This window comes from Daejeonella oryzae DSM 19973, from assembly GCF_000422945.1.
GTDB lineage: Bacteria > Bacteroidota > Bacteroidia > Sphingobacteriales > Sphingobacteriaceae > Daejeonella > Daejeonella oryzae.
On the sequence record NZ_KE383964.1, the window covers coordinates 359,755 to 384,125 of the forward strand.

23 protein-coding genes, 1 tRNA gene and 1 other RNA gene are annotated in these 24,371 nt (G+C 39.6%); 9 read left to right on the plus strand and 16 right to left on the minus strand.

The features are described from left to right. Window positions 1-45: 45 nt before the first annotated feature. Together G521_RS0114790 and G521_RS0114795 are read right to left on the minus strand one after the other, a co-directional pair. Window positions 46-1,155 carry an MBL fold metallo-hydrolase gene (locus G521_RS0114790; protein ID WP_036679625.1) on the minus strand — a complete coding sequence of 370 codons (1,110 nt, stop codon included), beginning with the start codon at window positions 1,153-1,155 and terminating at the stop codon, window positions 46-48. Between the two features lie 46 nt (window positions 1,156-1,201). After that, window positions 1,202-1,723, minus strand: a complete 522-nt coding sequence (locus G521_RS0114795; RefSeq protein WP_026899214.1) for a TetR/AcrR family transcriptional regulator — start codon at window positions 1,721-1,723, stop codon at window positions 1,202-1,204. Between the two features lie 261 nt (window positions 1,724-1,984). On the opposite strand from G521_RS0114795, the gene G521_RS0114800 reads away from it, so the two are divergent. The 4 genes from G521_RS0114800 to G521_RS17435 all read left to right on the plus strand — a co-directional run bounded on the left by G521_RS0114800 (window position 1,985) and on the right by G521_RS17435 (window position 6,383). Next, a complete protein-coding gene (locus G521_RS0114800; protein ID WP_026899215.1) occupies window positions 1,985-2,926 on the plus strand; it encodes a hypothetical protein in 942 nt (313 codons plus the stop codon). A gap of 135 nt (window positions 2,927-3,061) precedes the next feature. Further along, on the plus strand, window positions 3,062-3,739 hold the full coding sequence (locus G521_RS0114805; protein ID WP_026899216.1) for an MCP four helix bundle domain-containing protein: 678 nt from the start codon (window positions 3,062-3,064) through the stop codon (window positions 3,737-3,739). Window positions 3,740-3,928: 189 nt separating this feature from the next. Then, complete coding sequence (locus tag G521_RS0114810; protein WP_026899217.1) at window positions 3,929-4,648, plus strand: SDR family oxidoreductase; 720 nt, start codon at window positions 3,929-3,931, stop codon at window positions 4,646-4,648. Between the two features lie 292 nt (window positions 4,649-4,940). Continuing rightward, window positions 4,941-6,383: a serine hydrolase gene (locus G521_RS17435; protein WP_081675094.1), complete on the plus strand. Its 1,443-nt coding sequence runs from the start codon at window positions 4,941-4,943 to the stop codon at window positions 6,381-6,383. A gap of 138 nt (window positions 6,384-6,521) precedes the next feature. Here the strand turns inward: G521_RS17435 and ssrA are convergent. The 3 genes from ssrA to G521_RS0114825 all read right to left on the minus strand — a co-directional run bounded on the left by ssrA (window position 6,522) and on the right by G521_RS0114825 (window position 8,650). After that, window positions 6,522-6,890, minus strand: a transfer-messenger RNA (tmRNA) gene (gene ssrA, locus G521_RS18070). A gap of 109 nt (window positions 6,891-6,999) precedes the next feature. Beyond that, complete coding sequence (locus G521_RS0114820) at window positions 7,000-8,202, minus strand: pyridoxal phosphate-dependent aminotransferase (RefSeq protein ID WP_026899218.1); 1,203 nt, start codon at window positions 8,200-8,202, stop codon at window positions 7,000-7,002. Between the two features lie 64 nt (window positions 8,203-8,266). Beyond that, the gene (locus G521_RS0114825; protein ID WP_026899219.1) at window positions 8,267-8,650 is read right to left on the minus strand and encodes a DUF1573 domain-containing protein; all 384 of its coding nucleotides are present in this window, start codon (window positions 8,648-8,650) and stop codon (window positions 8,267-8,269) included. Window positions 8,651-8,841: 191 nt separating this feature from the next. On the opposite strand from G521_RS0114825, the gene G521_RS0114830 reads away from it, so the two are divergent. Next, window positions 8,842-11,262 (plus strand): thiamine pyrophosphate-dependent enzyme, encoded by a 2,421-nt coding sequence (locus G521_RS0114830; RefSeq protein WP_026899220.1) that lies wholly within the window; start codon window positions 8,842-8,844, stop codon window positions 11,260-11,262. A gap of 328 nt (window positions 11,263-11,590) precedes the next feature. On the opposite strand, the gene G521_RS0114835 is transcribed toward G521_RS0114830, so the two are convergent. From G521_RS0114835 to G521_RS0114865, 7 genes are all read right to left on the minus strand, one after another. After that, a complete protein-coding gene (locus G521_RS0114835) occupies window positions 11,591-12,211 on the minus strand; it encodes a DUF1684 domain-containing protein (RefSeq protein WP_026899221.1) in 621 nt (206 codons plus the stop codon). Window position 12,212: 1 nt separating this feature from the next. Beyond that, window positions 12,213-13,316, minus strand: coding sequence for a chorismate synthase (gene aroC, locus G521_RS0114840; protein WP_026899222.1), 1,104 nt, complete (start codon window positions 13,314-13,316; stop codon window positions 12,213-12,215). Between the two features lie 118 nt (window positions 13,317-13,434). Next, window positions 13,435-14,670, minus strand: coding sequence for a 3-phosphoshikimate 1-carboxyvinyltransferase (aroA, locus tag G521_RS0114845; RefSeq protein WP_026899223.1), 1,236 nt, complete (start codon window positions 14,668-14,670; stop codon window positions 13,435-13,437). Further along, entirely contained in the window at window positions 14,671-15,780 is a 1,110-nt protein-coding gene (locus tag G521_RS0114850; RefSeq protein ID WP_026899224.1) for a chorismate mutase, read from the minus strand. A gap of 41 nt (window positions 15,781-15,821) precedes the next feature. Continuing rightward, window positions 15,822-16,649, minus strand: a complete 828-nt coding sequence (locus G521_RS0114855) for a prephenate dehydratase (protein WP_026899225.1) — start codon at window positions 16,647-16,649, stop codon at window positions 15,822-15,824. A 260-nt stretch (window positions 16,650-16,909) separates the two neighbouring features. Next, on the minus strand, window positions 16,910-17,968 hold the full coding sequence (aroB, locus tag G521_RS0114860; protein WP_026899226.1) for a 3-dehydroquinate synthase: 1,059 nt from the start codon (window positions 17,966-17,968) through the stop codon (window positions 16,910-16,912). Further along, window positions 17,965-18,171, minus strand: coding sequence for an RNA-binding S4 domain-containing protein (locus G521_RS0114865; protein WP_026899227.1), 207 nt, complete (start codon window positions 18,169-18,171; stop codon window positions 17,965-17,967). The genes aroB and G521_RS0114865 overlap by 4 nt, the downstream gene beginning before the upstream one ends. 63 nt (window positions 18,172-18,234) lie before the next feature. Here G521_RS0114865 and G521_RS0114870 point away from each other — a divergent pair, with 63 nt between their 5' ends. Continuing rightward, complete coding sequence (locus tag G521_RS0114870; RefSeq protein ID WP_026899228.1) at window positions 18,235-19,443, plus strand: proline dehydrogenase family protein; 1,209 nt, start codon at window positions 18,235-18,237, stop codon at window positions 19,441-19,443. On the opposite strand, the gene G521_RS0114875 is transcribed toward G521_RS0114870, so the two are convergent. From G521_RS0114875 to G521_RS0114885, 3 genes are read right to left on the minus strand one after another with little or no spacing between them, the layout of a single operon-like run. Beyond that, window positions 19,440-19,769 (minus strand): hypothetical protein, encoded by a 330-nt coding sequence (locus tag G521_RS0114875; protein ID WP_036679462.1) that lies wholly within the window; start codon window positions 19,767-19,769, stop codon window positions 19,440-19,442. The genes G521_RS0114870 and G521_RS0114875 overlap by 4 nt on opposite strands. Before the next feature lie 58 nt (window positions 19,770-19,827). Beyond that, window positions 19,828-20,136, minus strand: a complete 309-nt coding sequence (locus G521_RS0114880) for a DUF962 domain-containing protein (RefSeq protein ID WP_026899230.1) — start codon at window positions 20,134-20,136, stop codon at window positions 19,828-19,830. Between the two features lie 35 nt (window positions 20,137-20,171). Then, the gene (locus G521_RS0114885) at window positions 20,172-20,807 is read right to left on the minus strand and encodes an HAD family hydrolase (protein WP_026899231.1); all 636 of its coding nucleotides are present in this window, start codon (window positions 20,805-20,807) and stop codon (window positions 20,172-20,174) included. 245 nt (window positions 20,808-21,052) lie between these two features. Here G521_RS0114885 and G521_RS0114895 point away from each other — a divergent pair. After that, window positions 21,053-21,126: transfer RNA gene (locus tag G521_RS0114895), tRNA-Ile, on the plus strand. A gap of 556 nt (window positions 21,127-21,682) precedes the next feature. On the opposite strand, the gene G521_RS0114900 is transcribed toward G521_RS0114895, so the two are convergent. Then, window positions 21,683-22,282, minus strand: coding sequence for a hypothetical protein (locus G521_RS0114900; RefSeq protein ID WP_026899232.1), 600 nt, complete (start codon window positions 22,280-22,282; stop codon window positions 21,683-21,685). A 242-nt stretch (window positions 22,283-22,524) separates the two neighbouring features. Between G521_RS0114900 and G521_RS17910 the strand changes: the two genes are divergently transcribed. Together G521_RS17910 and G521_RS0114910 are read left to right on the plus strand one after the other, a co-directional pair. Continuing rightward, a complete protein-coding gene (locus tag G521_RS17910) occupies window positions 22,525-23,805 on the plus strand; it encodes a hypothetical protein (protein WP_051189785.1) in 1,281 nt (426 codons plus the stop codon). A 124-nt stretch (window positions 23,806-23,929) separates the two neighbouring features. Next, on the plus strand, window positions 23,930-24,343 hold the full coding sequence (locus G521_RS0114910; RefSeq protein WP_026899233.1) for a very short patch repair endonuclease: 414 nt from the start codon (window positions 23,930-23,932) through the stop codon (window positions 24,341-24,343). Window positions 24,344-24,371 lie beyond the last annotated feature (28 nt).

The following is a 24,371-nucleotide window of genomic DNA, read 5'->3' on the forward strand; positions in this document are numbered from 1 at the left end:
AGGATTCAATTTATCGCCTCCTGATTATATTAATTCTGCAAACTATTATAAACCCTTCCACCAGGTACTTGCCGGGTATGCTTCACCTAGAATCACCGATTCGCCAATTCTGGGTGTACTTAATTTTAAGCCAAGTTCTTTTGATTTTGCGGATACCCGCTCAATGGGATCTGTCCACGAATGAAATGCAAGGGTAAATGCTGCCCAGTGAATGGGCATAAAAATTTTTGCCTGTACATCTATAGAAGCCTGTGCAGTTTGCTCGGGCATCATGTGAATGGCACTCCATTGTTCATTGTACTGACCGCATTCCAGCATTGCGAAGTCAAAAGGACCATATTTTTTTCCAATTTCTTTGAAATGCGGACCATATCCGCTGTCGCCGCTAAAATATATTTTTTCAGTTTCTGATAAAATGACCCAGGAGCTCCACAACGTGGTAGAATTATCGGTAAATCCTCTGCCCGAAAAATGTCTGGCAGGCGTACATACCAATTTCAGATTATCCAGTTTAATTTCATCCCACCAGTCCAGCTCATGAATTTTACGTTCATCTACTCCCCATTTTTTAAAATGCCTTCCTACGCCCAGAGGCATATAAAATTCATCTGCTTTATCTTTCAGCTTTAAAATGCTTTCGTAATCCAGATGATCGTAATGATCATGCGAAATGATAATTGCATCTAAATGAGGCAGTTTTTCAATTTCAATGGGAAGTTCAGCATTGTATCGTTTTTTTCCGAGATAGGGATGCGGCGCAGCAACTTCTCCAAACATCGGATCAATCAAAATATTTTTTCCTTTTATTTCCAGCAGAAATGCCGAATGACCAAACCATGTAATGCGTGTCATGCCGGAGGGTTTATTGACAATGGCTAATGAATCTATTTTTAAAACGCTGAGATCATTTTTTGGCTGCCGACCTTTCGAGTTCCCGAAATATTTAGCAATCATTCCGGGATAATCTTTTAGTTTGATATCCAGCGAAGTGGGTATTTGGTTTACAAATTTATTCGCTTTCCAGTTTTTAGACTTTGCATAGCTAGTTTTTAATTCACTGTTTAGGCTTCCGCCAAATTGCGGACTCAAAAATATAAACAGCAAGGTGAAAATGCTGAGCAATATCAATATAGTTCCGATAGCTAATCCTGTCATTTTTAATAATTTAATCATTCTTGTCAACAATTGTCAGTTCGTTATTTTATAGATGATATTTGCTTAATAACACCTTTAATATGGCTTTTGTATTCTCCGGCTTATGCAATAACAAAGAGGTGACGGCTCCATCAAGAAAAATCATGATCAATTCACTTTCTGCTTCCGGATCAGCATAGTTCAAATTTCTGAACGCATTTTTCAAAGCCAGTTTTAATGTTTCTGCTTTATTACTATTGTATAAATTTACCTGCCATTTTAAAGAATAAACCAGTCGCCAGTATCCGTATTCAGATTCCTTAAACGTGTAAGGGAGTTCTAAAGCTTTTTTTATAAGACTTTTAGGATCATCCGTTAGCAATACTTCTGCAAAAATTTCGGTGGCTTTCTCATTTCCGGCGTTTAAAACCGCTGCCAGTAAACCCTCTTTGTTTTCAAAATGCCTGAAGATCAGAGCTTCTGAAACTCCGGCCATTTTTGCTACTTTACTGGTAGATGTATTGTGATAACCTTCCTGTGCAAACAGCTCTAATGCAGCTTTTAAAATATGTTGCTGTTTATCGGTCATAAATTTTATGAGTGAGTAATCACTTACTAACGTAAGTAATTTTAATTACTATACAGAAATTTAAATTATACTGTTTATTGATCTTGTATAATTAAATTTTTATGCCGTACTTGATAATACAATTCCTGCCTGTAAATCCGCTCCACATAATTTATTAGCTACTACATTTCTTACCATCCAGATTAGCTGATCAATTAGAATATGATGCTGTAACCCTTCTGCAGAACTAAATTTTTAGTAAATCATATAATCAGATAACCTATGAAAAATTTTAAAATCTACATCCTGGCAGCATGTTCTATGCTATTTATCACCTGTAAAGAAAATTCTGTTACGGAGGATCAGCTTTCGGCAGAAAATCAAAAATTAGAATTGCGCTCAAAAGACGCCCGTCTGATGAGTCTGGGAGCTGAACCACGTGCGCTTGCAAATTTAAATGGTAGACATGTCGTATTGTATAAAGCTGAATATCTCTCATCAGGAGAAGGAGAGGAGATAGGACGTGAAGTCTATTTCAACAATCGTGGAAATAAGCAATTGAGCGATGATTTTGTTCCCGGTTTGAGTTTAGACGGATCAAATAATATTTCGTATTACGTAGATAATAAGCGTGCTTGCGCAGATCTCCCGGCATCCACTACTGAAAATGCGATTGACAGAGCAATGGCTACCTGGAACGGAGTTGACTGCTCTTCTCTGGGAATGACAAAAATTCCGTTTAACAGCACTGTTTCCACAGGTTTTGTGGCTGCTCTCTTAGGCTATCCCGGAAGTTTAAACTACACGGCCGATTTGGTTCATGCCGGCTGGTTGCCCGGGGCGTTCTTTGATCAGCTTGCTCCGGGAGGAAGCAATTTTATTCTCGGCGTAACTTTCACAATTATATTCACTGATGAGCTGGGCAACCCTGTTGATACAGATAATAATAACAAAGCAGATGTTGCCTTTCGTGAAATTTATTATAATGATGCTTTTACCTGGAGAGATGGCGGCACTTATGATGTGGAAACCGTAGCCCTTCATGAATCCGGACATGGCTTAAGTCAGGCACATTTCGGTTCAGCCTTCAGATCAGCTAATAATAAATTGCATTTTTCTCCGCGGGCGGTAATGAATGCCGCCTATTCCGGTACTCAAACAAAAATTGAAAAAACAGATCTCGGCGGACATTGCAGTAACTGGGCAAGCTGGCCAAACAGATAAACCTGTGAAAAAATACCTGAATAATCCTCTGTAATTTTATTGCAGGGGATTTTATGTTTTAGAATTAAACGGGAACTGATTGTTATTAAATCACTTGCTGAAGATTTACTATATTCAGCAAAATATTGGTTTATTATGAAATGGGCTTTCGCAATACAGCGCAAAATACGGGTGGCTATATTACTGGCAATTATGATGCTGGTTATCATCATGTTCAGTTTAATGGAGTCTTACAACATCAACCGCATATCCAAATCGTTTAATTCAATTTACGAAGACAGGTTAATTCCGGCGGTAGATCTTTTTTCTATTGCCGACCAGATCAATGATAAGAGAGATCATCTGTTTACTTTTCTTTTTACCGATGAGATTAGTATGGACGAAATGAAAACTTACTTAAAGGCTGCAAATATCCGGCTCGACAGCGTTTTAGAAAAATATGAAAGCACTTATCTGGTAAAGGAAGAATCAGGTCATCTGCAAAATCTAAAGCGAAATTTACAAATCTATCAGCGTGATGAGCTGCTGCTGATCAATGCCGCTTCGGGCAATAAAGAAGTGGCCCGTTCGCTCTATTTAAAAAATACCGTTCAGCTTTACAAAGAGCTGAACAAAGACCTGCGGCAATTAACGCAGGTGCAAACACAGGTAGGAAAAAACCTGGTCATAGAATCGGTTAAAACCCAGGCTAGTTCAACATTCATCACCCAGCTATTACTCATTATTACTGTTATTCTCGGCGTGGTGATTGTCATATTGGTCATAACCGGCAAGCAGTTTATGCTCAAACAGGAAAAATATCAGATGAACTAAATTTTCATTGTAATTTCAATCGGGTAAGACAGGATTCTTAATATCTCATAAAATCACCACAAAAATGTCTGCTATCATTGGCCTGATATCATGATGCGGTCATTTAGCGAAATCTCAGAAACACTGCACACTTGCTGCTGTTTATCTTCCAACAGTATTTTTTATTAATCCGAATCAAAAATCAGGGACATGAATACAAATCTCAGCAATAAAGTAGCTTATATCACAGGCGGAACTAAAGGAATTGGTTTTGGTGTAGCCAAAGCATTACTTGAAAAGGGAATGCGGGTAGCCATTAGCGGTAGAAATTTATCATCGGCGCAGGAGGCAGCTAAGTCATTAAGCAGTGATCATTCAAAAGTGCTGGCTCTGGAGTCAGATGTAAGTTCTCTGGCATCAGAACAAAAGGCCTTGAAAGCAGTGACAGATCATTTTGGGCAGTTGGATGTGCTGGTTGCTAATGCAGGAGTCGGTCATTTTGCCCCGATAGAGCAATTGTCTGAAGAAGACTGGAAGAATACAATAGATACTAATCTGACTGGTGTTTTTCACAGTGTGAAATCCGGTATCGATGCCCTGAAAAAATCTCAAGGGTATATTATCACGATTGCCAGCCTTGCCGGTACTAATTTTTTTGAAAATGGTGCCGCCTACAATGCCAGCAAATTCGGACTTGTTGGTTTTTCTCAGGCCATCATGCTCGATCTGCGCAAGCACGGTATAAAAGTAACGACCATTATGCCCGGATCTGTGGCTACCGAATTTAATGACCATGTTCCTTCTGATGCAGATGCCTGGAAAATTCAGCCCGAAGATATCGGGAAACTGGTAGTTGATCTTCTTGAAATGCATCCCAGAACCTTGCCGAGTAAAATTGAGGTAAGGCCAACTGTGCCGGGTAAAGGCTGATTTTAAAAGATTTTATGGGATAATGGAGGTAATTGTAATTTATCTCTTAGCGAAGAGGAATTGAAAAATTCCTCTTTTTTGTTGCTGTATTAAACTAGGTTCTTACTTGAAAATTCATCCGAACTGAGTCGCCGGCTTAACAAATGATGAAAGAGAAATAATTCTATGCAGAGAAAAGAAAATTGTAACAGTCAACCGCTTTGGAATTCTAAATGATTTTAAATAGTTGTATGAACATCACTTTGAGTGAATATTGTGTGATTCAAAAAAATAAGACAATTATAAATTTATAATGAACGCTGAATATCTTTTGAAAACCACATGGTATCGGGCAGTAAAATGTCGGAAAACTATTTTTAAAAAATCAGGAACCGCGGCGAAGAGCCTGTTAACTTTTTTATTTATTATTCTGACCACCCACGCCTTCAGCCAAAATAACCTAACTCAAAAACTGGAGGCATATATGAAAGGTCAGAATGCTGTTAATCAGTTTTCGGGAACTGTAATGGTGACCAGGAACGATACGCTATTATTTCAAAAGGCCTATGGATTTGCTGATTACGAATGGCAGGTCCCCAACACTATAGATACAAAATTCGGTATGGCCTCCATTACCAAACAGTTTACGGCCATATCAATTCTTCAGCTGGTGGAGAGAGGGCAACTTAAATTTGAAGACAGGTTAAGTAATTTCTTCCCGGATTTTCCCAATGGCGACAGCATTACTGTACACATGCTGTTAACACATACATCAGGCCTGGCTTTGGATTTCGAAGAGCTTTATCTGTATCAAACATCATTAACAAAAGATAGCGCATTAACTTATATAAAGACATTGCCACTGCAATTTAAACCGGGTAAAAATTTGGCCTACAGCAATGTGGCTTATTTTCTGCTTTCGCAAATAATTGAAAAAACTTCAGGACTTAGTTTTGGTGACTATCTTCAAAAGAACATCTTTGATATCCTGGGAATGAAGAATTCGGGATTGAATAGCAATGAAAAAATAGTGCCGAAACTGGCAAGGTCATATTACAGGGAAGGGGAGGGTTTTTTTAAAAATCCCTACATCAACTGGGAAGTAAATATTGGCCTGGATGGAATGTATTCAACTGCCGCTGACCTGTACCTGCTTGACCGTGCACTGTATGGTAATTCGCTGCTTTCTGCAAGTTCTAAAGCCAAAATGTTTACTCAGTATAATAAAGCTTTTTCTGATAACGGCTTTTTAGACAGCTACGGCTATGGGATATTTATAAACCCATATTTTAATCACGGTCATGAAATGCTTACCCACAGCGGAGGTTATTTTGGGGTAATGACTACTATGGACCGCTATCCTGAAGATAATATTTTCATCACCGTGCTATCCAATAATCAGTCGGAATCTCACTGGATAGCTTACGGACTTGCAGGAATTATGTTTGGTAAAGATGTAGAGCTACCTTACATACATGTTCAGAAAAGTATAGATCCTGCGTTGCTGAGCAGATATGCCGGTAAATACGGAAGTTTCGAGATTATTGCAAAAAACGATAAGCTTTACCTGAACACGATGAATGTGGAATTGATACCTGAATCGGACAGAAAATTCTTTCGGAAAGATAACCCCGACCGGACATTTGAATTTTTATATAATAAAAAGACCGGCAAACGCAGCATGATCCTCACCAAAGGAGGAGTCAGAGAAACAATACAGGGCGCAAAAGTTCAAAAGAAGAGTTATAGGTTATAAATTTCACTGACTCTTTCAAAAAATTAAGGAACATCCATCATTATCAAACAATGGCTAAAGATATAATTGATAGTAACACTTACGATGTAACTAAAAACCCCTTGTAAATATCTGATTTACAAGGGGTTTTTTGATTGTTTGTGGAGCCGGAGGGATTCGAACCCTCGTCCAAACATGGGACAAATTATGCTTTCTACATGCTTAACTGCTATTTAATTGTCGGGAAGGGGAAGGTTAGAAGTTCACCTGTACCGTCTTCCGTAGATGTGTTGTCTCGTCGGGTTTTACATCATTATACCCTGACCAGTTCTGTTATTCGATGCTCCTGATGCTAAGTAACAGAACAGAACCTAGCGGAACAAAAGCTTACTTAATTCTAAATTAAGCAGCTAAGGCGTAGTTATTTTCGCCAACTGTGGTTTGAGAGTTCAGATTTAAGCGCTATATACTCACAATGCGCTGCATGCTTACATACGTATCTCCACCCTGTCAATTCCGGTCGGCCCCGTTGTAATAGAAAAAAGATCAAAGAACAATGATCAAAAGCCGAAGCTTAAGACCCTGCCGTTTGCAAACTTACAAATAAAACTAATTCTTACCTGTTAATTCTCAACTCTTAATTGATAACCCTGCCCGGATAAACTTCCAGAGCCTTTTGAAGGCAGATCATTGCGTTCTTCAAATCTTCTTTATTCAAAACATATGCCAAGCGAACTTCCTGTGTTCCGGCTGCCGCAGAGCTGTAAAATCCGGTAGCAGGAGCCATCATAACTGTCTGATTGTCATATTCAAAGTCCTCCAGCATCCACTGGCAGAATTTGTCGGAGTTATCTATTGGAAATTTAGCAACCACATAAAAGGCGCCACCCGGATTCGGACAATAAACACCTTCAATCTGGTTAAGGGATTTTACAAGAATATCCCGGCGTTCACTGTATTCTTTATTTACTTCCTGGAAATAGGAATCTGGAGTATCAACAGCGGCCGTTCCGGCTATTTGCGCCACCATACCCGGACTAAGTCTGGCTTGTGCAAACTTTAAGGAAGCCGCCATCACAGCTTTGTTCTTTGTGATCAGGCATCCCAGGCGGGCGCCACAAGCACTATAGCGTTTAGAAACGGTATCCATCACCACCACATTTTCATCCAGCCCGCTCAAAAACATCGGCGAAATAAATTCTTTTCCGTCATAACAGAATTCGCGGTAAGCTTCGTCAGAGAATAAGAAAAGATCATATTTCAAGCATAGCTTTTTCAGCTCTTCCAGCTCCTCTCGGGAATAAAGATATCCTGTTGGATTATTGGGATTGCAAATCAGTATTGCTTTTGTTTTATCCGTGATCAGCTTTTCAAATTCGTTGATCGGCGGAAGCGCAAATCCGTTTTCTATATGAGATAAAATTGGTTTTACAACCAGGTCGCTCATGCATGCAAAACCGTTATAATTTGCATAAAACGGCTCCGGAATAATCACCTCATCACCAGGATCAAGGCATGCGCCCATAGCAATGGTGATGGCTTCAGATCCGCCATTGGTAACCAGTACATTTTCAGGGCTGATATTGTAATTTAGTTTATTGTAATATTCGGCAAGCTTGCTCCGGTAAGTTAAGGTTCCCTCAGAAGCGGTATAAGCCCACACCTTAAAATCAATATTTTTAATCGCGTTCAGCATTCCTTCGGGCGTTTCTATATCCGGCTGACCGATATTCAGATGATATACTTTTTTACCTTCACGTTTGGCCTGATCTGCATAAGGCGTTAATTTACGGATGGGAGAGGCAGGCATGTGCTCGCCCTTGCTTGATATTTTTGGCATAGGCTGCAAAAATAAAAAACCTCTCCGTATGATGGAGAGGTTTTAAATAATTATTTAAAAAAGATTAATTGGCTACAACTTCACCTTTAATGTACAAAAGTTTAACAGGCGTACGGGCGTTTGATTTAATAGTAACAGCTTTTGAAAAAGCCTGGGCACTTGCCGCATTAAACGTAACAGTGATAATACCGCTCTGTCCTTTTAAAATAGGAGTTTTAGTATATACCGGAACTGTACAACCACAGGTAGATTCTACGTTAGATATAATTAAAGGCTCTTCACCGGAATTGGTAAATTTAAATTCAAAGCTTACAGGTTTCCCCTGAGGAATTTTACCGAAATCATGGGTCTCTTTTTCAAACTTAAAAACGGCCTTATTATCTGTCTGCATGGCAGTAAAGGCGATAAAGCCAATAACTACTGCACATAATGTAAAAAATTTTTTCATTCTAAGTTTATAATTATACAAATGTAATTAATTAGTTAATTCAAAAAGTATTCCAAATATTCAAATTTTAACGAAAGATTGCAAGTTAGAGTTACGATATGTAATTAATCAGATTCATTATGAATAATTACAGTAGCAAAACTTCATTTCATGCTGGCTTTTGTTATTTTTGACCAAACTAACCATTCTCTATGTCACTATCAGAAGTAAAAGAAAGCAACCCGGTAACCGGTACTGAACTTAGTTTTGACGATTTTAAGTCCATTATTATCGCGGATTATAAAATAGCATACGAAAGTCGCCAGGCAAGTTTACTGGGGAGGAAGGAAGTTTTAACAGGTAAAGCTAAATTCGGAATCTTCGGCGACGGCAAAGAAGTAGCCCAGCTGGCTATGGCAAAAGCCTTCAAAAATGGTGACTGGAGGTCGGGGTATTACCGCGATCAGACATTTATGTTTGCTACCGGGATGTCTAACATCAGCGAATTTTTTGCTCAGTTATACGCTCATCCTGACGAAAAAGCAGAACCCTCTTCGGCCGGAAGGCAGATGAACGGGCATTATGCCACCCGTACGCTAAATGAGGATGGAAGCTGGAAAGATTTAACGGCCATCAAAAATTGTTCTGCAGATATTTCGCCTACCGGCGGACAAATGGCCCGTTTGCTGGGTCTTGCCTATGCATCAAAATTATTCCGCAACAATCCGGAACTTGACTATTTAAAGAATTTTTCTTCAAACGGAAACGAGGTTGCTTTCGGAACTATAGGCAATGCCTCTACTTCTGAAGGTGTATTTTTTGAAGCTATTAATGCCGCCGGAGTTTTGCAGATACCAATGGCAATTTCTATTTGGGATGACGCATTCGGAATTTCTGTTCCATCAGAATACCAGACCACTAAGCAGGATATTTCCGAAATATTAAAAGGTTTCCAGCGGGATGAAAAAGGTCAGGGATATGAAATTTTTAAAGTTAAAGGCTGGGATTATCCCGGACTTTGCGAGACTTATGAAAAAGCCATTCAGATTTGCCGTGAGCAGCATGTTCCGGTAATGATCCATGTGATCGAAATGACGCAGCCACAGGGTCATTCTACTTCGGGTTCGCATGAGCGGTATAAATCAAAAGACCGCTTAAGCTGGGAGCTTGAATACGATTGCATTTTGCAAATGCGCCAGTGGATGCTTGATTCGGCCATTGCTACCGAAGATGTATTAACAGAACTGGAAACAGAGGCAAAAGTATATGTGCGTAACTGCCAGAAAAAAGCATGGGCAGATTTTAATGCCGGAATAAAAAATGAAGCGGAATCTGCTATCAGTTTATTAAATGCGGTAGAGCATGATGAAGTTAAACTTCTTTCTCAAATACTAAAGTCCATTACAGATCCAACCCGTAAAGATGTTAACAGCACAGTAAGAAAAGCCATACGGTTACTGCGTTCTGATGAATCTCCCGCAAAGGAGAAACTGATGCAATGGTATAAAGAAGAAAGTGAGCAGAATTTCGACCGCTTTAACTCTAAACTTTTTACAGGTTCTTCTGAAAGTCCTTTAAATATTTCTGCGGTGCCTGCCGAATTTGATTCGGATTCGAAAATGATGGACGGCAGAGAGATTTTAAATGCGTGTTTTGATGCTCATTTTAGTCGCGATCCAAGAATTATTGCCTTCGGTGAAGATTTGGGTCATATTGGTGATGTTAACCAGGGTTTTGCAGGTTTGCAGGATAAATACGGCACATTAAGAATTACAGATACCGGAATCCGGGAAATGACCATTGCTGGTCAGGGGATAGGTTTGGCTATGCGAGGCTTAAAACCAATTGCCGAAATTCAATATCTTGATTATCTGCTTTTTGCCATTAATATTTTGAGTGATGATCTGGCTACATTAAGTTACAGAACCAAAGCAGGACAAAAAGCACCTGTAATTATCCGCACCCGCGGTCACCGGTTGGAAGGAATCTGGCACTCTGGCTCACCGCTGGGTATGATCATCAATTCTTTACGCGGCATGCACGTTTGTGTTCCCAGGAATATGACCCAGGCTGCCGGCATGTACAATACTCTGCTTCGGGGGGATGAACCTGCATTGGTTATTGAATGTCTGAACGGGTATCGCCTCAAAGAACGTTTGCCTTCTAATATTAGCGATTTTACTGTTCCCTTGGGAAAAGCAGAGTTGCTCCGGGAAGGTACCGATATTACGATCGTTTCTTACGGATCTACTTTACGGATAGTTCAGGAAGCGGCTGATGAACTGGAGAAACTGGGGATTTCAATAGAGATTGTTGATTCGCAAACCTTACTTCCGTTTGATACTGATCATCTTTGCGGCGACTCATTAAAGAGAACCAATAAGTTACTGGTTGTTGATGAAGATGTTCCGGGAGGTGGTTCTGCGTACATATTGCAGCAGATTTTAGAAAATCAGAAAGGTTATTTCCACCTGGATGCGCAACCGGTAACATTAACCGCAAAAGCTCACCGCCCGCCTTACGGTTCGGATGGTGATTATTTTACAAAACCTTCGGTTGATGATGTAATTGAAACAGTTTATAAGATGATGACTGATTCAGATCCGGATAAATTCCCTGAATTGTATTCATGAATTTAAAGCCTGTCATACCGGGGCCATCCCGGTATTTGCATTCTAATGTCATACCGGGCCCGACCCGGTAACTCCAACATAGTGCAATAGCCATTCATTCATGAGATTGCGGGTCAGGCCCGCAATGACAAAAACGCAGACCCAACCACACGTGTCATACCGGGCCCGACCCGGTAACCCTGACATAGTGCAATAGCTTTCATTCATGAGATTGCGGGTCAAGCCCGCAATGACAAAAACGCAGACCCAACCACAAGTCTTACCGGGCCGACGCGGTATCTCCAACATAGTAGCAATAGCTTTTCATTCATGAGATTGCGGGTTCCCTTCATTTTTTTGTTCCCGCAAACTTCTTTTCTCCGGCCTTAACAGCAATTTTTATGTCATTTTCCTCGGGGGGAATAGGGCAGCTGTAGCCGCTGCTGTACGCACAGTATGGATTATAAGCTTTGTTAAAATCGAGTTGAAAATTCCCTGAGGAAATATCTTTTATCTTAAGATCGATATAACGTCCGCCGCCATAGGTGGAAGAAGCGTTAGTCAGATCGGTAAAAGGAAGGAACAGATAATCTTTATACTGTTCGTTATCTTTCAATGCGATGCTCTGGTAGAGTGTTAATATTTGATCTGCACCCTGCAGTTTAAATTTCAATAGCGCATAACGAACATACTGTTTGGCGGAACCGTCGAAGGTTAGCATTTTAAAAACCTGCTGATCCTGCAGGATTTCAACTGCTGCATTTACAGAATAATTTTCATCCGGTTTGTAAAAGCGAAGTTTTGAAAGATCATTTTTTAGCAGCGGCGACCTGGTTTCCTTCAAAAAATCATCTTTATATTCCTGACGATGCTTTTTAATTTGCTGAGAATAGCTGCCCTGATTTATTTCCTGCGCATAAGAAGAAAAATTGCATAGCAAAATGAACAGGAATGTAAGTATAGTTCTCATTTCAGATACGGCTGGTTTTGTTTCTTAAAAAGTGATCGGCAATAACCAAAGCTGCCATAGCTTCAACAATAGCCACGGCCCGGGGCACAACGCAGGGGTCGTGTCTGCCTTTTCCTTTAATTTCTGCAGCTTCGCCGGATGAATTAACTGTAGCCTGGCTCTGCATAATTGTGGCTACAGGTTTAAAAGCAACTTTAAAAGTAATATCCATCCCATTAGAAATTCCGCCCTGTACACCTCCTGAAAAATTTGTTAAAGTTTTATAATTACCGGTCTCATCGGCAGAGGAATTTGGAATCAGGAGATCATTATGTTCTGAACCAAACATCTCTGAGCCGGAAAAGCCTGATCCGTATTCAAAGCCATGAACTGCATTAATACTCAGCATTGCTTTTCCTAAATCGGCGTGAAGCTTATCAAAAACAGGTTCGCCAAGTCCGACCGGACAGTTGCGAATCACACCAGAAATTTTACCGCCAATGGTATCTCCGGATTTCCTTGTTTTTTCAATCAGTTCAATCATTTGATTCGCTGAAGCCGGATCGGTACATCGTACGATGTTATTTTCCCTGGCTTCCAGTAAATCAGTTAACGGCAGATTTTCCAGGTTAGGCGCATTTAAACTTCCTACAGATGAAACGTGCGCAAATATCTCAATTCCATGCTGTGCTAAAAGCAGTTTAGCAATGGCCCCGGCAGCCACACGTGCGGCTGTTTCCCTGGCAGAAGATCTGCCGCCTCCGCGATAATCACGGTTGCCATATTTGGCATCGTAAGTAAAATCAGCGTGAGAGGGGCGGTAGGTATCTTTAATATGTGAATAATCTTTGGATCGCTGATCTTCATTCGGGATGATCATGGCAATGGGCGTTCCGGTAGATCTCCCTTCAAAAACTCCCGAAAGAATCTGTACAGTGTCGCTTTCTTTTCTTTGGGTAGTAATTTTTGATTGTCCGGGCTTACGTTTGTCCATTTCAGACTGGATAAAGTCAAGGTCAATCTCAAGGTTTGAAGGACATCCGTCAAGAATTACCCCGATGGCTTCACCATGAGATTCTCCGAATGTTGTGATACGAAATAATTGCCCGAAGGAATTGCCTGCCATGTTATTTAGATGAGAGATGTGAGATATGAGATATTGTACTCCGGACCCCAAATCCTAATTAGTTTAATAATAGTTAAAAAATATAGATTCCCGAATCTCAGATTTAATATATTAAATCTTATTTTATTCTAAAACCCGCTTTTTCCAGATCATTCCAGAAACCGGGGTAAGATTTTTCTACCACCTGAGGATCTTCAATTTCTAATTCCGGAATCAGCAATGCCAGGGGCGCAAATGCCATGGCCATGCGATGATCCTCATAAGTGCTGACTTTAAGTTTTTCAGGAAATTTAAGACCTGAACAATCCAGTTTGCAGGTAAGATTTTTTTCAATCAGCTTAACGCCGATTTTTTGAAGTTCTGTTTGCAAGGCCTTTACCCGGTCTGTTTCTTTAATTTTTAAGGTTTCCAGTCCGGTAAAGCTGGCATCATGGCCCAATGCCGCACAACAAACAATAACCGTTTGGGCCAAATCAGGACAATCTTTAAAGTCAAATATTCTGCGCTCCAGTTTTTTGTTCTCTTTGGTGAGTAACACCCCGTCGTTAATAAATTGAGAAGTAATTCCGAAATTGGCCATTATCTCCGTAATGCGGCTGTCGCCCTGCAAACTATATTGCGTTAATCCCGGAAGAAAGATTTCAGCCGAATCTGATAAGGCGGCGATGGCATACCAGTAAGAAGCTGCGCTCCAGTCGGGTTCAATACTCAAGGTAGAAGGCTTGAAGTCCTGCCGGTCTATCTGTATCCGGTTTTCCTGCCAGTCAGATTTAATTCCCGCCTGCTCAAGCATGGCTAAAGTCATTTCTACATACGGCATCGAAGTTAGTTCGCCGCTTATCCGGAGCTCCAATCCCTGATCCAGAGTAGGAGCTATAAGCAGCAAGGCAGAAATATACTGACTGCTGATATCTCCTTTAACAGAAATGCTGCTTTTTTGCTTAACTAAAGGACCTTTTATTTTTAAGGGCGGAAATCCGTCCACTCCCAGGTAATCTATGTTTGCACCAATTTCTCTCAATGCATCCACTAAAATTTTAACAGGTCTTTGCAGCATTCGCTCAGAACCTGTAAGAACAACTTCCGAATTTTGAGCCGAAGCATAAGCGGTTAAAAAACGCATGGCTGTACCTGCAGGACCTACATCAAGTGTAGTATTATCAGTTGAAATCTCAGTTTTAAGGATCTGATCCAGTGTAACTGTATCCGCAGCAGTGGATAAATTTTTAACCTGAACTACATTCTTACTTAAAGCGTTCAGGATCAGTGCCCGGTTACTCTCACTTTTCGATCCCGTAAGTTCAATAGTGCATTTAATATCTTTGCTCGCCGCCGAAATTTGAATCGTATTCATCTATTTTACTTCCACCTGAGTTTTAGCATTCATAATTTCAGTTTGTTTTCTGATGGACTCAGAATGAATCAGCTCAAGTAATTTGCCGGTAAAATTCAGGTCGAGCTTTAGCGCTTTTGCAAAATCATTTCTCTTATTCATGATCTCATCCCAGCGGTTAACCTGTAAAATGGTAACGCCGTTGTCTCGTTTATATTCGCCTATTTGCTGCACTATCTGCATTCTCTCGGCCATTTTCTGGATGATCTGATCATCAATCTTATCAATATTTTTTCTTAATTCAGCCAGCTTGTCAGAAAATTCTTTGTCCTTTGATTCAGGTTTACGAAGCGTTAAGATTTCCATCAGATCTGAAAGTGCAGATGGTGTTAACTGCTGTTTGGCATCGGTCCAGGCTACGGATGGATCAAAGTGTGATTCGATCATTAATCCCTGCATATCCAGATCCAATGCTTTTTGAGAAATATAAGGAATCAGTTCGCGGTTTCCGCAGATATGACTCGGATCATTGATAATCGGCAGTTCGGGACATAATGTTTTCAGCTGGATGGCAAGTTCCCACATTGGTTCGTTGCGGAAAGCCGTTTTCTCATAAGATGAAAAACCGCGATGAATGGCTGCCAGTTTCTTAATACCGGCGTTGTTTATCCGCTCTAAAGCGCCAATCCAAAGCGATACATCCGGGTTAATCGGGTTTTTTATCATCACCGGGATATCTACGCCCTGCAAGGCATCAGCAATTTCCTGAACGGTAAATGGATTTACAGTAGAACGGGCTCCAATCCAAAGAATATCTATGCCGGCCGCAAGAGCTTCTTCAACATGTTTGGCCGTGGCAACTTCAACGGCTATGGGTAAACCTGTTTCTTCTTTTGCTCTTTTCAGCCATTGTAAGCCTATGTTTCCGATCCCTTCAAATTCGCCGGGACGAGTGCGTGGCTTCCAGATTCCGGCTCGCAGTACAGAAACTTTTCCGGTTTTTGCCAGTAAATGTGCGGTAGCCAGAAGCTGGTCTTCAGTCTCAGCGCTGCATGGACCCGCAATTAACAAAGGCTCATTTTTTAAATTTAACCAGCTGCTGATGGGTTGTATGTCTAGATTCAATTTCATAGGAGTGTTTTTTAAGTTTAGATAAGTGACAAATATTTTATTCAGACCGTATCGTTTTTAAGATACTCGCCCATGATGGTAAAATTTACGGTATGCCTGAGCACTTTGCGGATAGAGCTATCATAATCGGGCTGATCTGCCCACTCAATATCCACATAGAAATTGTATTCGTTCCGTTTACCTAAAACAGGCATCGATTGTATTTTGCTCAGATTGATTCTATGATCAGCAAAAACATTCAGCACTTTGGCCAGTGAGCCGGCATCGTTACCCACCTGAAAGCATAGTGAGGCTTTATTAATAGACACATCTCCGTTAGATTTTGGTGCAAGAATCAAAAACCGTGTATAATTTTTCTTGTTTGATTCTATCCTCCGCTCCATAATCTCCAGGTTATAGAGTTTTGCGGCCAGCTTGTTGGCAATGGCTACGGTATCAGTCAGTTGTTCTTCCCGGATTAGTTTGGCGCATGCGGCTGTATCATTGCTTTCGATAACCTGTAAATGCGGAAATTCGTCAAAAAAATCATTGCACTGGCGGATGGCTATCGGGTGCGATTGAACATATTTGATATCCTCAAACTTAACTCCCGGCAGAGCCAGTAAATGCAGCTGGATAGGGAGATACACTTCGCCTACAATGGGGAAATTATACTCCCGCAGTAAGGAATAATTCGGGAGCAAACTTCCGGCAATAGAATTTTCAATTGCCATTACCACAAAATCCGCATCCTTATTTTTCAGCGTTTCACAGGTTTGTTTAAATGAGTTGCATTCTACCGTTTCGATATTCTCACCGAAAAATTTAAATGCAGCTTCTTCATGAAAAGAGGCTCTGATACCCTGAATAGCAATTCTTTTTTTCTCCATATGGCTGTAAATGAAAAAAGTCCCGGCTGTTGGGCCGGGACTTTTTGCTATAATTTTTTATTTAAATTATTGCATACGGGCCCGACTATTACTTTGATAGTAATAAAATCCAAACCAATATGCATTGTAAAATCTCATGTTTGTGTTGCGTTGTTATTGTTAAAAGTACACACTTAAAAATAAATATTTACCAAAATTTAAATTTTATTTTTTTTGTATTGAAATAAACGAAAGCTGGAATGCAGTTGAATGTACTCTGATTAGCTGTTAAGGTAATAATTTAAGCTTTCAAAAATTTCATCATCTGTACAAAATTTATCAATTTCGCAATGGCCAATGCTGCTTAACAATGAAAAATTGATCCGGTTTAAACTATTTTTCTTATCGTTTTTCATGATAGAAAGTAAATCGGGAAAGCACTTTTCATTAAATGAATACTTTGGATACATCAAATTAAGCAGGGAACTGATTTCTAAAAGTTCATTCTGAGGCAGGGAGTTTTGTTTGAAAGAAAGATAGGCCTCGCAAATAAAACCTATGGCAATTGCTTCGCCGTGTAAAAGCGGATTCTTGTCATTTTCTAATGAATAACTTTCCAGTGCATGCCCGATGGTATGGCCAAAGTTTAGAATTTTACGGATTCCTTTTTCAAAGGGATCTGCCATCACCACCTCATTCTTGATTTGTATTGATTGATAAATAATTTCAGAAGTGATTTCATAAGGCTTCAAATCTTTTAACTGATTGAACAGGCCGCGGTCATAAATAAGACCATGTTTGATCATCTCTGCAAAGCCGGAATAAAGCTGCCGCTCATCCAGCGTTTTCAAAAAAACCGGATCAATGAAAACTGCTTTAGGCTGGCTGAAAGTGCCAATAATGTTTTTTACATGATCCATGTCAATGCCGGTTTTACCTCCAACCGAAGCATCAACCTGTGACAGTAAAGTAGTGGGAATTTGCACGAAATCAATGCCTCGTTTAAAAGTAGATGCCGCAAAACTTCCCATATCAGTAACCACGCCTCCGCCCAGATTTATAAGAAGAGTGTTTCTGTCGGCTCCGAAATCAATCATCATTTTCCAGATACCTATGCAAAAATCTATGTTTTTGTTTTCTTCTCCCGCATCTACTTCAATTACGTCAAATTGAAATGCAGCGCCTAAATGCTCCTGTAAAATGGGCAGGCAATATTTTTCGGTATTGCTGTCGACCAGCACCAGTACTTTAGAATACGCATTTTCAGACAGAAAATGAACCAGTTCATTCAGACAGTTTTCGAAAAAGATGGTGTAGGAGAGGCTTTTGAGTGCTTTCATTTCACCGTAATTTTTTGGCCATTAAATTCAATGACATCACCTCTTCTAACTTTTAACCGTTTGCGGTAGTCAACTTCGCCATTACATTTAACCAGTCCTTCGGTTACCACGGTTTGAGCTTGTCCGCCGGTTTCAACCAGGCCGCTGGCCTTTAACAATTGTATGAGTGGAATAAATTCTCCTTCCAGTATAAATTCAAGCATGAAACAAACTTACAAAATAAACTCTTGAGGGCTATTAATTAGCAATTATTTCTAAATTTGGCCATGGCAAATTCTTCCTCCCAGGTTCAGCCGCCAAAAGCTAAAAACCTGTCATTCGAAAATACCGAAATTGCATTTAAAGGAATGTCTCAAACTGATCTTAACCGGGCTTACTGGTTATTTAAAATGATCAGCAGTAATTTTCTTACTAAAATTGGTCCGCCAATTACCAATTTCGCTTTAAGGATAGGTCTTCCGATACAACCCATCATTAAAGCTACTATTTTTCGCCATTTTTGCGGAGGTGAAACCATCGAAGAATGTGAGCAGACTATTGAAAATCTTTCAAAAGGTTCGGTAGGATCTATTCTGGATTATTCTGTTGAAGGTGCCGAAGAGGAGGATGTGTTTGATGAAACCTGCCGGGAAATATTAAATACCATACAACGTGCAACCGGCGACAGCCGAATTCCACTTACTGTTTTTAAAGTTACGGGCATTGGCCGTTTCGGATTGCTTGAAAAGATAAGCGCTAAATATGCATTGTCTGCCGATGAAGAAACAGAATTTAACAGGCTGAAAAATCGGGCGGCACAAATTTGCCAATCGGCATTCAAAGCAAATGTACCGGTGATGATCGATGCGGAGGAATCATGGATTCAGCAGCCTATTGATGACCTGGCTATGGAAATGATGCGGAAATATAACCGTGAAAGCCCGATTGTTTTAAATACATATCAGCTATATCGTCATGATAAATTGCAGGATTTAAAAGCTGATGCCGCTAAAGCGAAAGCAGAAAATTTTATTTTGGGTGCCAAACTGGTTCGGGGCGCATACATGGAGAAGGAACGCAAGCGAGCGGCCGATATGGGATATATATCGCCCATTAACAGCAGTAAAGAGGCCACTGATAAAGATTACAACGAAGCTGTTTTATTTTGTATAAATAATATAGATCAGATCGGATTTGTTGCCGGAACTCATAATGAAAACAGTTGCAGACTGCTAACCGATCTTTTGAATGAAAAGGAAATCTCTTCAAATCATCCTCATGTTTATTTTTCCCAGCTATTGGGAATGAGCGACAATTTAAGTTTCAACCTTTCCAATGCCGGATATAATGTAGCCAAGTATGTTCCCTATGGTCCGGTGAAAGCTGTTTTGCCTTACCTGTTTCGCCGAGCTCAGGAAAATACTTCTATTGCAGGCCAGATGGGACGGGAATTAAACCTGATCATCAAGGAACAAAAGCGGAGAAGGAAAAATTAAGATGGGGTAGGAGTATTTAATTTTTTTAATAACTCTTCAGAAATATCATCAGAATATACACCGTATGCATTTATAAACGTGCCTTTAATATTGTGCTTCGGGCAAGATATGGCGTACAAAATAGAATTATCTCCCGGATCGCTCATGCCTTCAAAACGGTAAACCTTCACAATTTCAAAGTCTTTAGGACTTAATACAATATCGTTCTGGCTGCTATTTAAAGAATTGTTGTGGATGTTGAAGTCGTGTGTAAATCCTTTTTGTTTCAAGTCATTTAAAGCATCCACCAGGCTTTCGTATTCGAATTCGTTTTCAATTTCTTCCATGTTCTTTTAACACGAAAGGAACTAAAATGTTCAGCAAAAAGGGTCTGACTACAGAAATTTAAAATTTCTGCTTACCTCTCAGCAAATCCCAGAATAAAATAAAATCGCTGGCCAGACTGTAACCCGGATACTGAAAGGTTGCCGGTTTGTTTTTCTCAAAAAAATAATGACCCATCCAGGCAAAGCCATATCCTACAAAAGGAATTAAAAGTAAGAGCCAGAGTTTGTTCAGCAGGAGAGATGCAGGGATAAGCAAAATAACCAGTCCCGTGCCAATAAAATGCAATATGCGGCTCCGGCTATTTCGGTGCTGATCCAAATAAAATGGATAAAATTGTTTTAACGAGGTATATCGTTTTTGTTCCATGCAACAAGATAACAAATCGCTTATTTTTCTGAAGCCTATTTTAGAAGTCCCGAACTGCTCATAAAACTTTCAAGCGTTTGTGAAGTGCTCAGCAAATGAGTCTGAAACCCCAGCTCTGAGGCGGTTTTTAAATGTTGCGGACTGTCATCAATAAAAAGTGTTTCAGCCGGATCAAGCTGATTTTCCTGAAGAACAAATTCAAAAATATCTGCATTTGGTTTCCTCATGTTCATGAGGTGCGAATAATAATCCTTTTCAAAAAAAACTTCATTGGATTCCAGCTTATATTCTGCTTTCAGATAATTCATGATCCATTCATAATGGATCGCATTATTATTGCTGAGCAGGAATGTACGGTATTTAGCTTTGGCCTTTAATAAAAGAGTATGATTGACCGGCGGTACGCCAATTAATAAGGTGTTCCAGGCATGATCAATCTGTACATCAGTCAGGTTCGGACTTTTAGTAATGCGACGTATACCATCTCTGAATTCTGCAGAACTGATCATTCCTTTTTCAAATTCATCAAACAGCGGGTCGTGACCGGTATGAGCAAAAAAGCGCTCCACATTTTCAATTCCCAGCTCTGTAAAACTATGCTGAGTGCGTTTAAAGTCTATCAGGAAAATCACGTTCCCGTAGTCAAATATGATATTTTTAATAGCCGGCATGCTGTTTTTTTATTGAGCCGCAATATCGCAAATTATCATCTATTCATGATTAAGCCTATATTTTATAATCTTAATATTCGTATTCGGATGGAAAAAAAGCAGGCAAATCAGGAAATTGAAAGTTTAATAAATTGAAAATGAATGCATTAAAATTCAAACTTTGAAATTTTAATTTTTCAGAATTAGATTTTTGTATTCCGATGCAAATACGTAAAATTGCATTCGCAAAAACGCAAGTTTAAGCAGCGCCCATAGCTCAGTTGGTTAGAGTAGAAGACTCATAATCTTTTGGTCGATGGTTCGAGCCCATCTGGGCGCACTTTGAAAGCTTTCCGAAAGGAAGGCTTTTTTTGTTTCTAAATAGATTTGAGATTTGTCTAGAGGTGTCTGGTTTCTACAGGAACTCGGACATTGGTGAAATCAGGCTCGTACGTTTAATTTAAGATTTTTTACGAATCGATATAAGATATAAAGAAAAGCCCCGAGGGGCGGGGCGATTATTATAAATATCAGCCAGGGAATGTGTATGGGTTTAGTTTCGAACAGCAATCTAATAGCTGTAACGACCATTACCAAAATAATAATTAAAATAATGATTTCAGTTAATGAAATACCAAAAAATGATGTCGATCTCATAATCTAAATTTTACGAACAGTCCCGCTTAACGTCAATACCCTGGCTTTTAACTTTATAAATAAACTGTTTTCTCAATTTCGATTGACGTATAAATAGTACGACAATATGCTTTAACAATAATCCTCCCTGGGGTATAGCTAAGAAGATTTAGAGTTCACGATATTTTTCTGCAAATATTTTATTTTTTACATATTAGAAGCCTTTAATTAAAGGCTTCTAATAAAATAAATCTAACCGCTTATCTATACCTGAATCCTGAAGCAGTTTTTCCTGATGAATATATCATACCATCTACAGAAGTTCCGGTGCCCGAGACTTTCTTAGCCATTTTTTCCAGATCATCTTCTATAGAATTATTGATTAAGCCGCCTGTTATGGCTGACTTCCACTTAATTCCTCCGCTTTTGTTTGTAAGTACTTCATAATCCTGTAAAGGCTCAGCTAAAACGTAAGCATCTAATCCGCCAATTTTTTTTACCCGGCCAATACCTTTGGTTGTGGGAGTTGCTGTGTCTTTAAACCGTATTCCAACTATTCTTTTTCCGGATGAGTAGACAACGGCATCAATCCGGGAATTTTCTTTCATCGCTTTTCTAACAAAAGATGAAATTTTATCGGCGATGCTTTCATTTACAAGTCCTCCGGTCACAGCTGACGTAGTACTAATTCCGGTACCTACATCACTGATCACTTCATAATCTCTCAAGGGTTCTGAAAGGACGTATACTTCAATTCCCTGTACCTTATTTACTCTGGATAATCCTTTTTCCTCATTTTCATTGAATCCTGAGCTAATTAAAAATGTGGCAATTGTTAAAAGTGTGAATAGTTTTTTCATATCATGTTTATTTAGTAGTTATTAAAAATAAAGTAAATTATTATCTAAACATAAAATTTAAATTATTTTTATGATATAAAATATTTGTAAACGTTTTTCATTCCAAGTAATTCAGAAAATTATTTATGTATTTGAAATGAATGCGTATAGAAATTGAAACAATTGTCAACCTTCATTCTTAGAATTATTTATTTTCTAACTAATTAAATTATTCTGGTATTTTGCGCTCTCAAAATCCATCAATGAAATTTTTCTATCTTATTGTATTAACTTTTTTCGGTATTCTGCAAGTTAATCTCGCTTCTGCCCAGCTTATCAAAAATGACAATCTTCGCGTTTTTCTGGACTGCCAGTCGTACTGCGACAATGACTATGTAAAGCGGGAGATTACCTTTGTGGATTATGTAAACGATCGTTTTCAGGCCAATGTTTATATCTTAATAACTTCTCAATCTACCGGCAGCGGGGGCAGAGAATATAAACTGCAGTTTGCCGGTCAGGATAAATTTAAAGGGGTAAACGATACACTGTCCTACATCCGGCAGGCAACTGCAACAGACGACGAAGACCGTAAACTGGCGGTACAACATTTAAAACTGGGTCTGGTTAAGTATTTCGCAAGAACCGAAAAAGCAAAGGATTTACAGATCACTTTTAAAAGCGATACAGCTGCAGGCACTAAAGCAAAAACTCCCGAAAAAGATCCCTGGAATCTCTGGGTAATCAATCTCCGTGTAAACGGGTATGTAAATGGCGACAAAAATTATTCTTCCAACAGCTTTAGTACAGGATTCTCTGCTTCGCGTATCAGCGAAAAGCATAAAACAACAAGTAATATCAGTTACAACCTGGAGAAGAACCGCTTTGGCGAAGGCCTTGATGCCTACAGATTTACCAATAAAAATTATTATGCCAGCAATACTACAGTGTGGTCTTTGGGCGAACATTTATCTGCCGGAGCATTTGTATCTGCCCAGCGCTCTGATTACAGCAACTACGATGCATTCTTATCAGTAACACCCGCTCTTGAATATAATTTTTTTCCTTACAAGGAATCCACCAACCACTATGTGGGCCTAATGTATAAAGCGGGACCGCGATATTTGAATTATAAAGAAGAAACCATCTTCCTCCAAATGGATGAACTGCGTTTCCAGCAAAGTATTTCTCTGGACATCAGCTATAACCAGAAATGGGGACAGATCAGCGGTTCAACTTCATTCGGCCATTATTTTCACGATCTCAGCAAAAATAACCTGTCCTTTTCGGCTTATACCGATCTGCGCTTATATAAAGGATTGTCGCTCAATTTCAACGGCTATTATGCTTTCCAGAGAGATCAGCTGAATATTGTAAAAGGCGATATTACTAACGAAGATTTACTCACCCGGCGCAGGCAACTGGACTCTAATTATTATTTCTATTCCAGCTTCGGGGTTCGTTACCGATTTGGCTCCTTATTTAATAATGTGGTGAACCCCAGATTTGAAGGCGGCGGCGGAGGAGGGATATTCTTTAATTAGGATTGAGGTGAAACCCGTAATGCCAGATGAAAGCACTTTTTCTTATGGTGGTTGCGTGCCCGGATATTCTGTTTTATCAGCTGATAATTAATATAAAATTTCTCTTTGCAGCGTTTATAAACTCATGGATGTTCATTCTAAAGAAATCCGCTCTTACAACATGTCCCGTATCCGCAGCAAGGACACCAAGCCTGAGCTGCTGGTCCGGAAATTCCTGCATAGCCATGGTTTTCGTTACCGCCTCCATGTAAAAGACCTTCCCGGTAAACCGGATATTGTTTTACCTAAATACAAAACCGTCATTTTTGTACATGGCTGCTTCTGGCACGGACATGAGGGGTGTAAGTATTTTGTTGTGCCCAAGACAAGGACGGAGTGGTGGGTGAATAAGATTCAGACTAATAATTCAAATGATGTGAAAGCTGAAATGAATCTTATTTCTCAGGGATGGAGGATTATTAAGATCTGGGAGTGTGAACTCAAGAAAGGCGCTTTGAATCCTAAATTGTTAGAGATATTGCTTTCCTTAAGGCTCTAATACAAATTCTATGAAAAACTCATTGATT

Coding starts and splice junctions, on each gene's coding strand:
- G521_RS0114790 (WP_036679625.1), bottom strand. CDS start 1,155: ATGACAGGATTAGCTATCGGAACTATATTGATATTGCTCAGCATTTTC.
- G521_RS0114795 (WP_026899214.1), bottom strand. CDS start 1,723: ATGACCGATAAACAGCAACATATTTTAAAAGCTGCATTAGAGCTGTTT.
- G521_RS0114800 (WP_026899215.1), top strand. CDS start 1,985: ATGAAAAATTTTAAAATCTACATCCTGGCAGCATGTTCTATGCTATTT.
- G521_RS0114805 (WP_026899216.1), top strand. CDS start 3,062: ATGAAATGGGCTTTCGCAATACAGCGCAAAATACGGGTGGCTATATTA.
- G521_RS0114810 (WP_026899217.1), top strand. CDS start 3,929: ATGAATACAAATCTCAGCAATAAAGTAGCTTATATCACAGGCGGAACT.
- G521_RS17435 (WP_081675094.1), top strand. CDS start 4,941: ATGAACGCTGAATATCTTTTGAAAACCACATGGTATCGGGCAGTAAAA.
- G521_RS0114820 (WP_026899218.1), bottom strand. CDS start 8,202: ATGCCAAAAATATCAAGCAAGGGCGAGCACATGCCTGCCTCTCCCATC.
- G521_RS0114825 (WP_026899219.1), bottom strand. CDS start 8,650: ATGAAAAAATTTTTTACATTATGTGCAGTAGTTATTGGCTTTATCGCC.
- G521_RS0114830 (WP_026899220.1), top strand. CDS start 8,842: ATGTCACTATCAGAAGTAAAAGAAAGCAACCCGGTAACCGGTACTGAA.
- G521_RS0114835 (WP_026899221.1), bottom strand. CDS start 12,211: ATGAGAACTATACTTACATTCCTGTTCATTTTGCTATGCAATTTTTCT.
- aroC (WP_026899222.1), bottom strand. CDS start 13,316: ATGGCAGGCAATTCCTTCGGGCAATTATTTCGTATCACAACATTCGGA.
- aroA (WP_026899223.1), bottom strand. CDS start 14,670: ATGAATACGATTCAAATTTCGGCGGCGAGCAAAGATATTAAATGCACT.
- G521_RS0114850 (WP_026899224.1), bottom strand. CDS start 15,780: ATGAAATTGAATCTAGACATACAACCCATCAGCAGCTGGTTAAATTTA.
- G521_RS0114855 (WP_026899225.1), bottom strand. CDS start 16,649: ATGGAGAAAAAAAGAATTGCTATTCAGGGTATCAGAGCCTCTTTTCAT.
- aroB (WP_026899226.1), bottom strand. CDS start 17,968: ATGAAAGCACTCAAAAGCCTCTCCTACACCATCTTTTTCGAAAACTGT.
- G521_RS0114865 (WP_026899227.1), bottom strand. CDS start 18,171: ATGCTTGAATTTATACTGGAAGGAGAATTTATTCCACTCATACAATTG.
- G521_RS0114870 (WP_026899228.1), top strand. CDS start 18,235: ATGGCAAATTCTTCCTCCCAGGTTCAGCCGCCAAAAGCTAAAAACCTG.
- G521_RS0114875 (WP_036679462.1), bottom strand. CDS start 19,769: ATGGAAGAAATTGAAAACGAATTCGAATACGAAAGCCTGGTGGATGCT.
- G521_RS0114880 (WP_026899230.1), bottom strand. CDS start 20,136: ATGGAACAAAAACGATATACCTCGTTAAAACAATTTTATCCATTTTAT.
- G521_RS0114885 (WP_026899231.1), bottom strand. CDS start 20,807: ATGCCGGCTATTAAAAATATCATATTTGACTACGGGAACGTGATTTTC.
- G521_RS0114900 (WP_026899232.1), bottom strand. CDS start 22,282: ATGAAAAAACTATTCACACTTTTAACAATTGCCACATTTTTAATTAGC.
- G521_RS17910 (WP_051189785.1), top strand. CDS start 22,525: ATGAAATTTTTCTATCTTATTGTATTAACTTTTTTCGGTATTCTGCAA.
- G521_RS0114910 (WP_026899233.1), top strand. CDS start 23,930: ATGGATGTTCATTCTAAAGAAATCCGCTCTTACAACATGTCCCGTATC.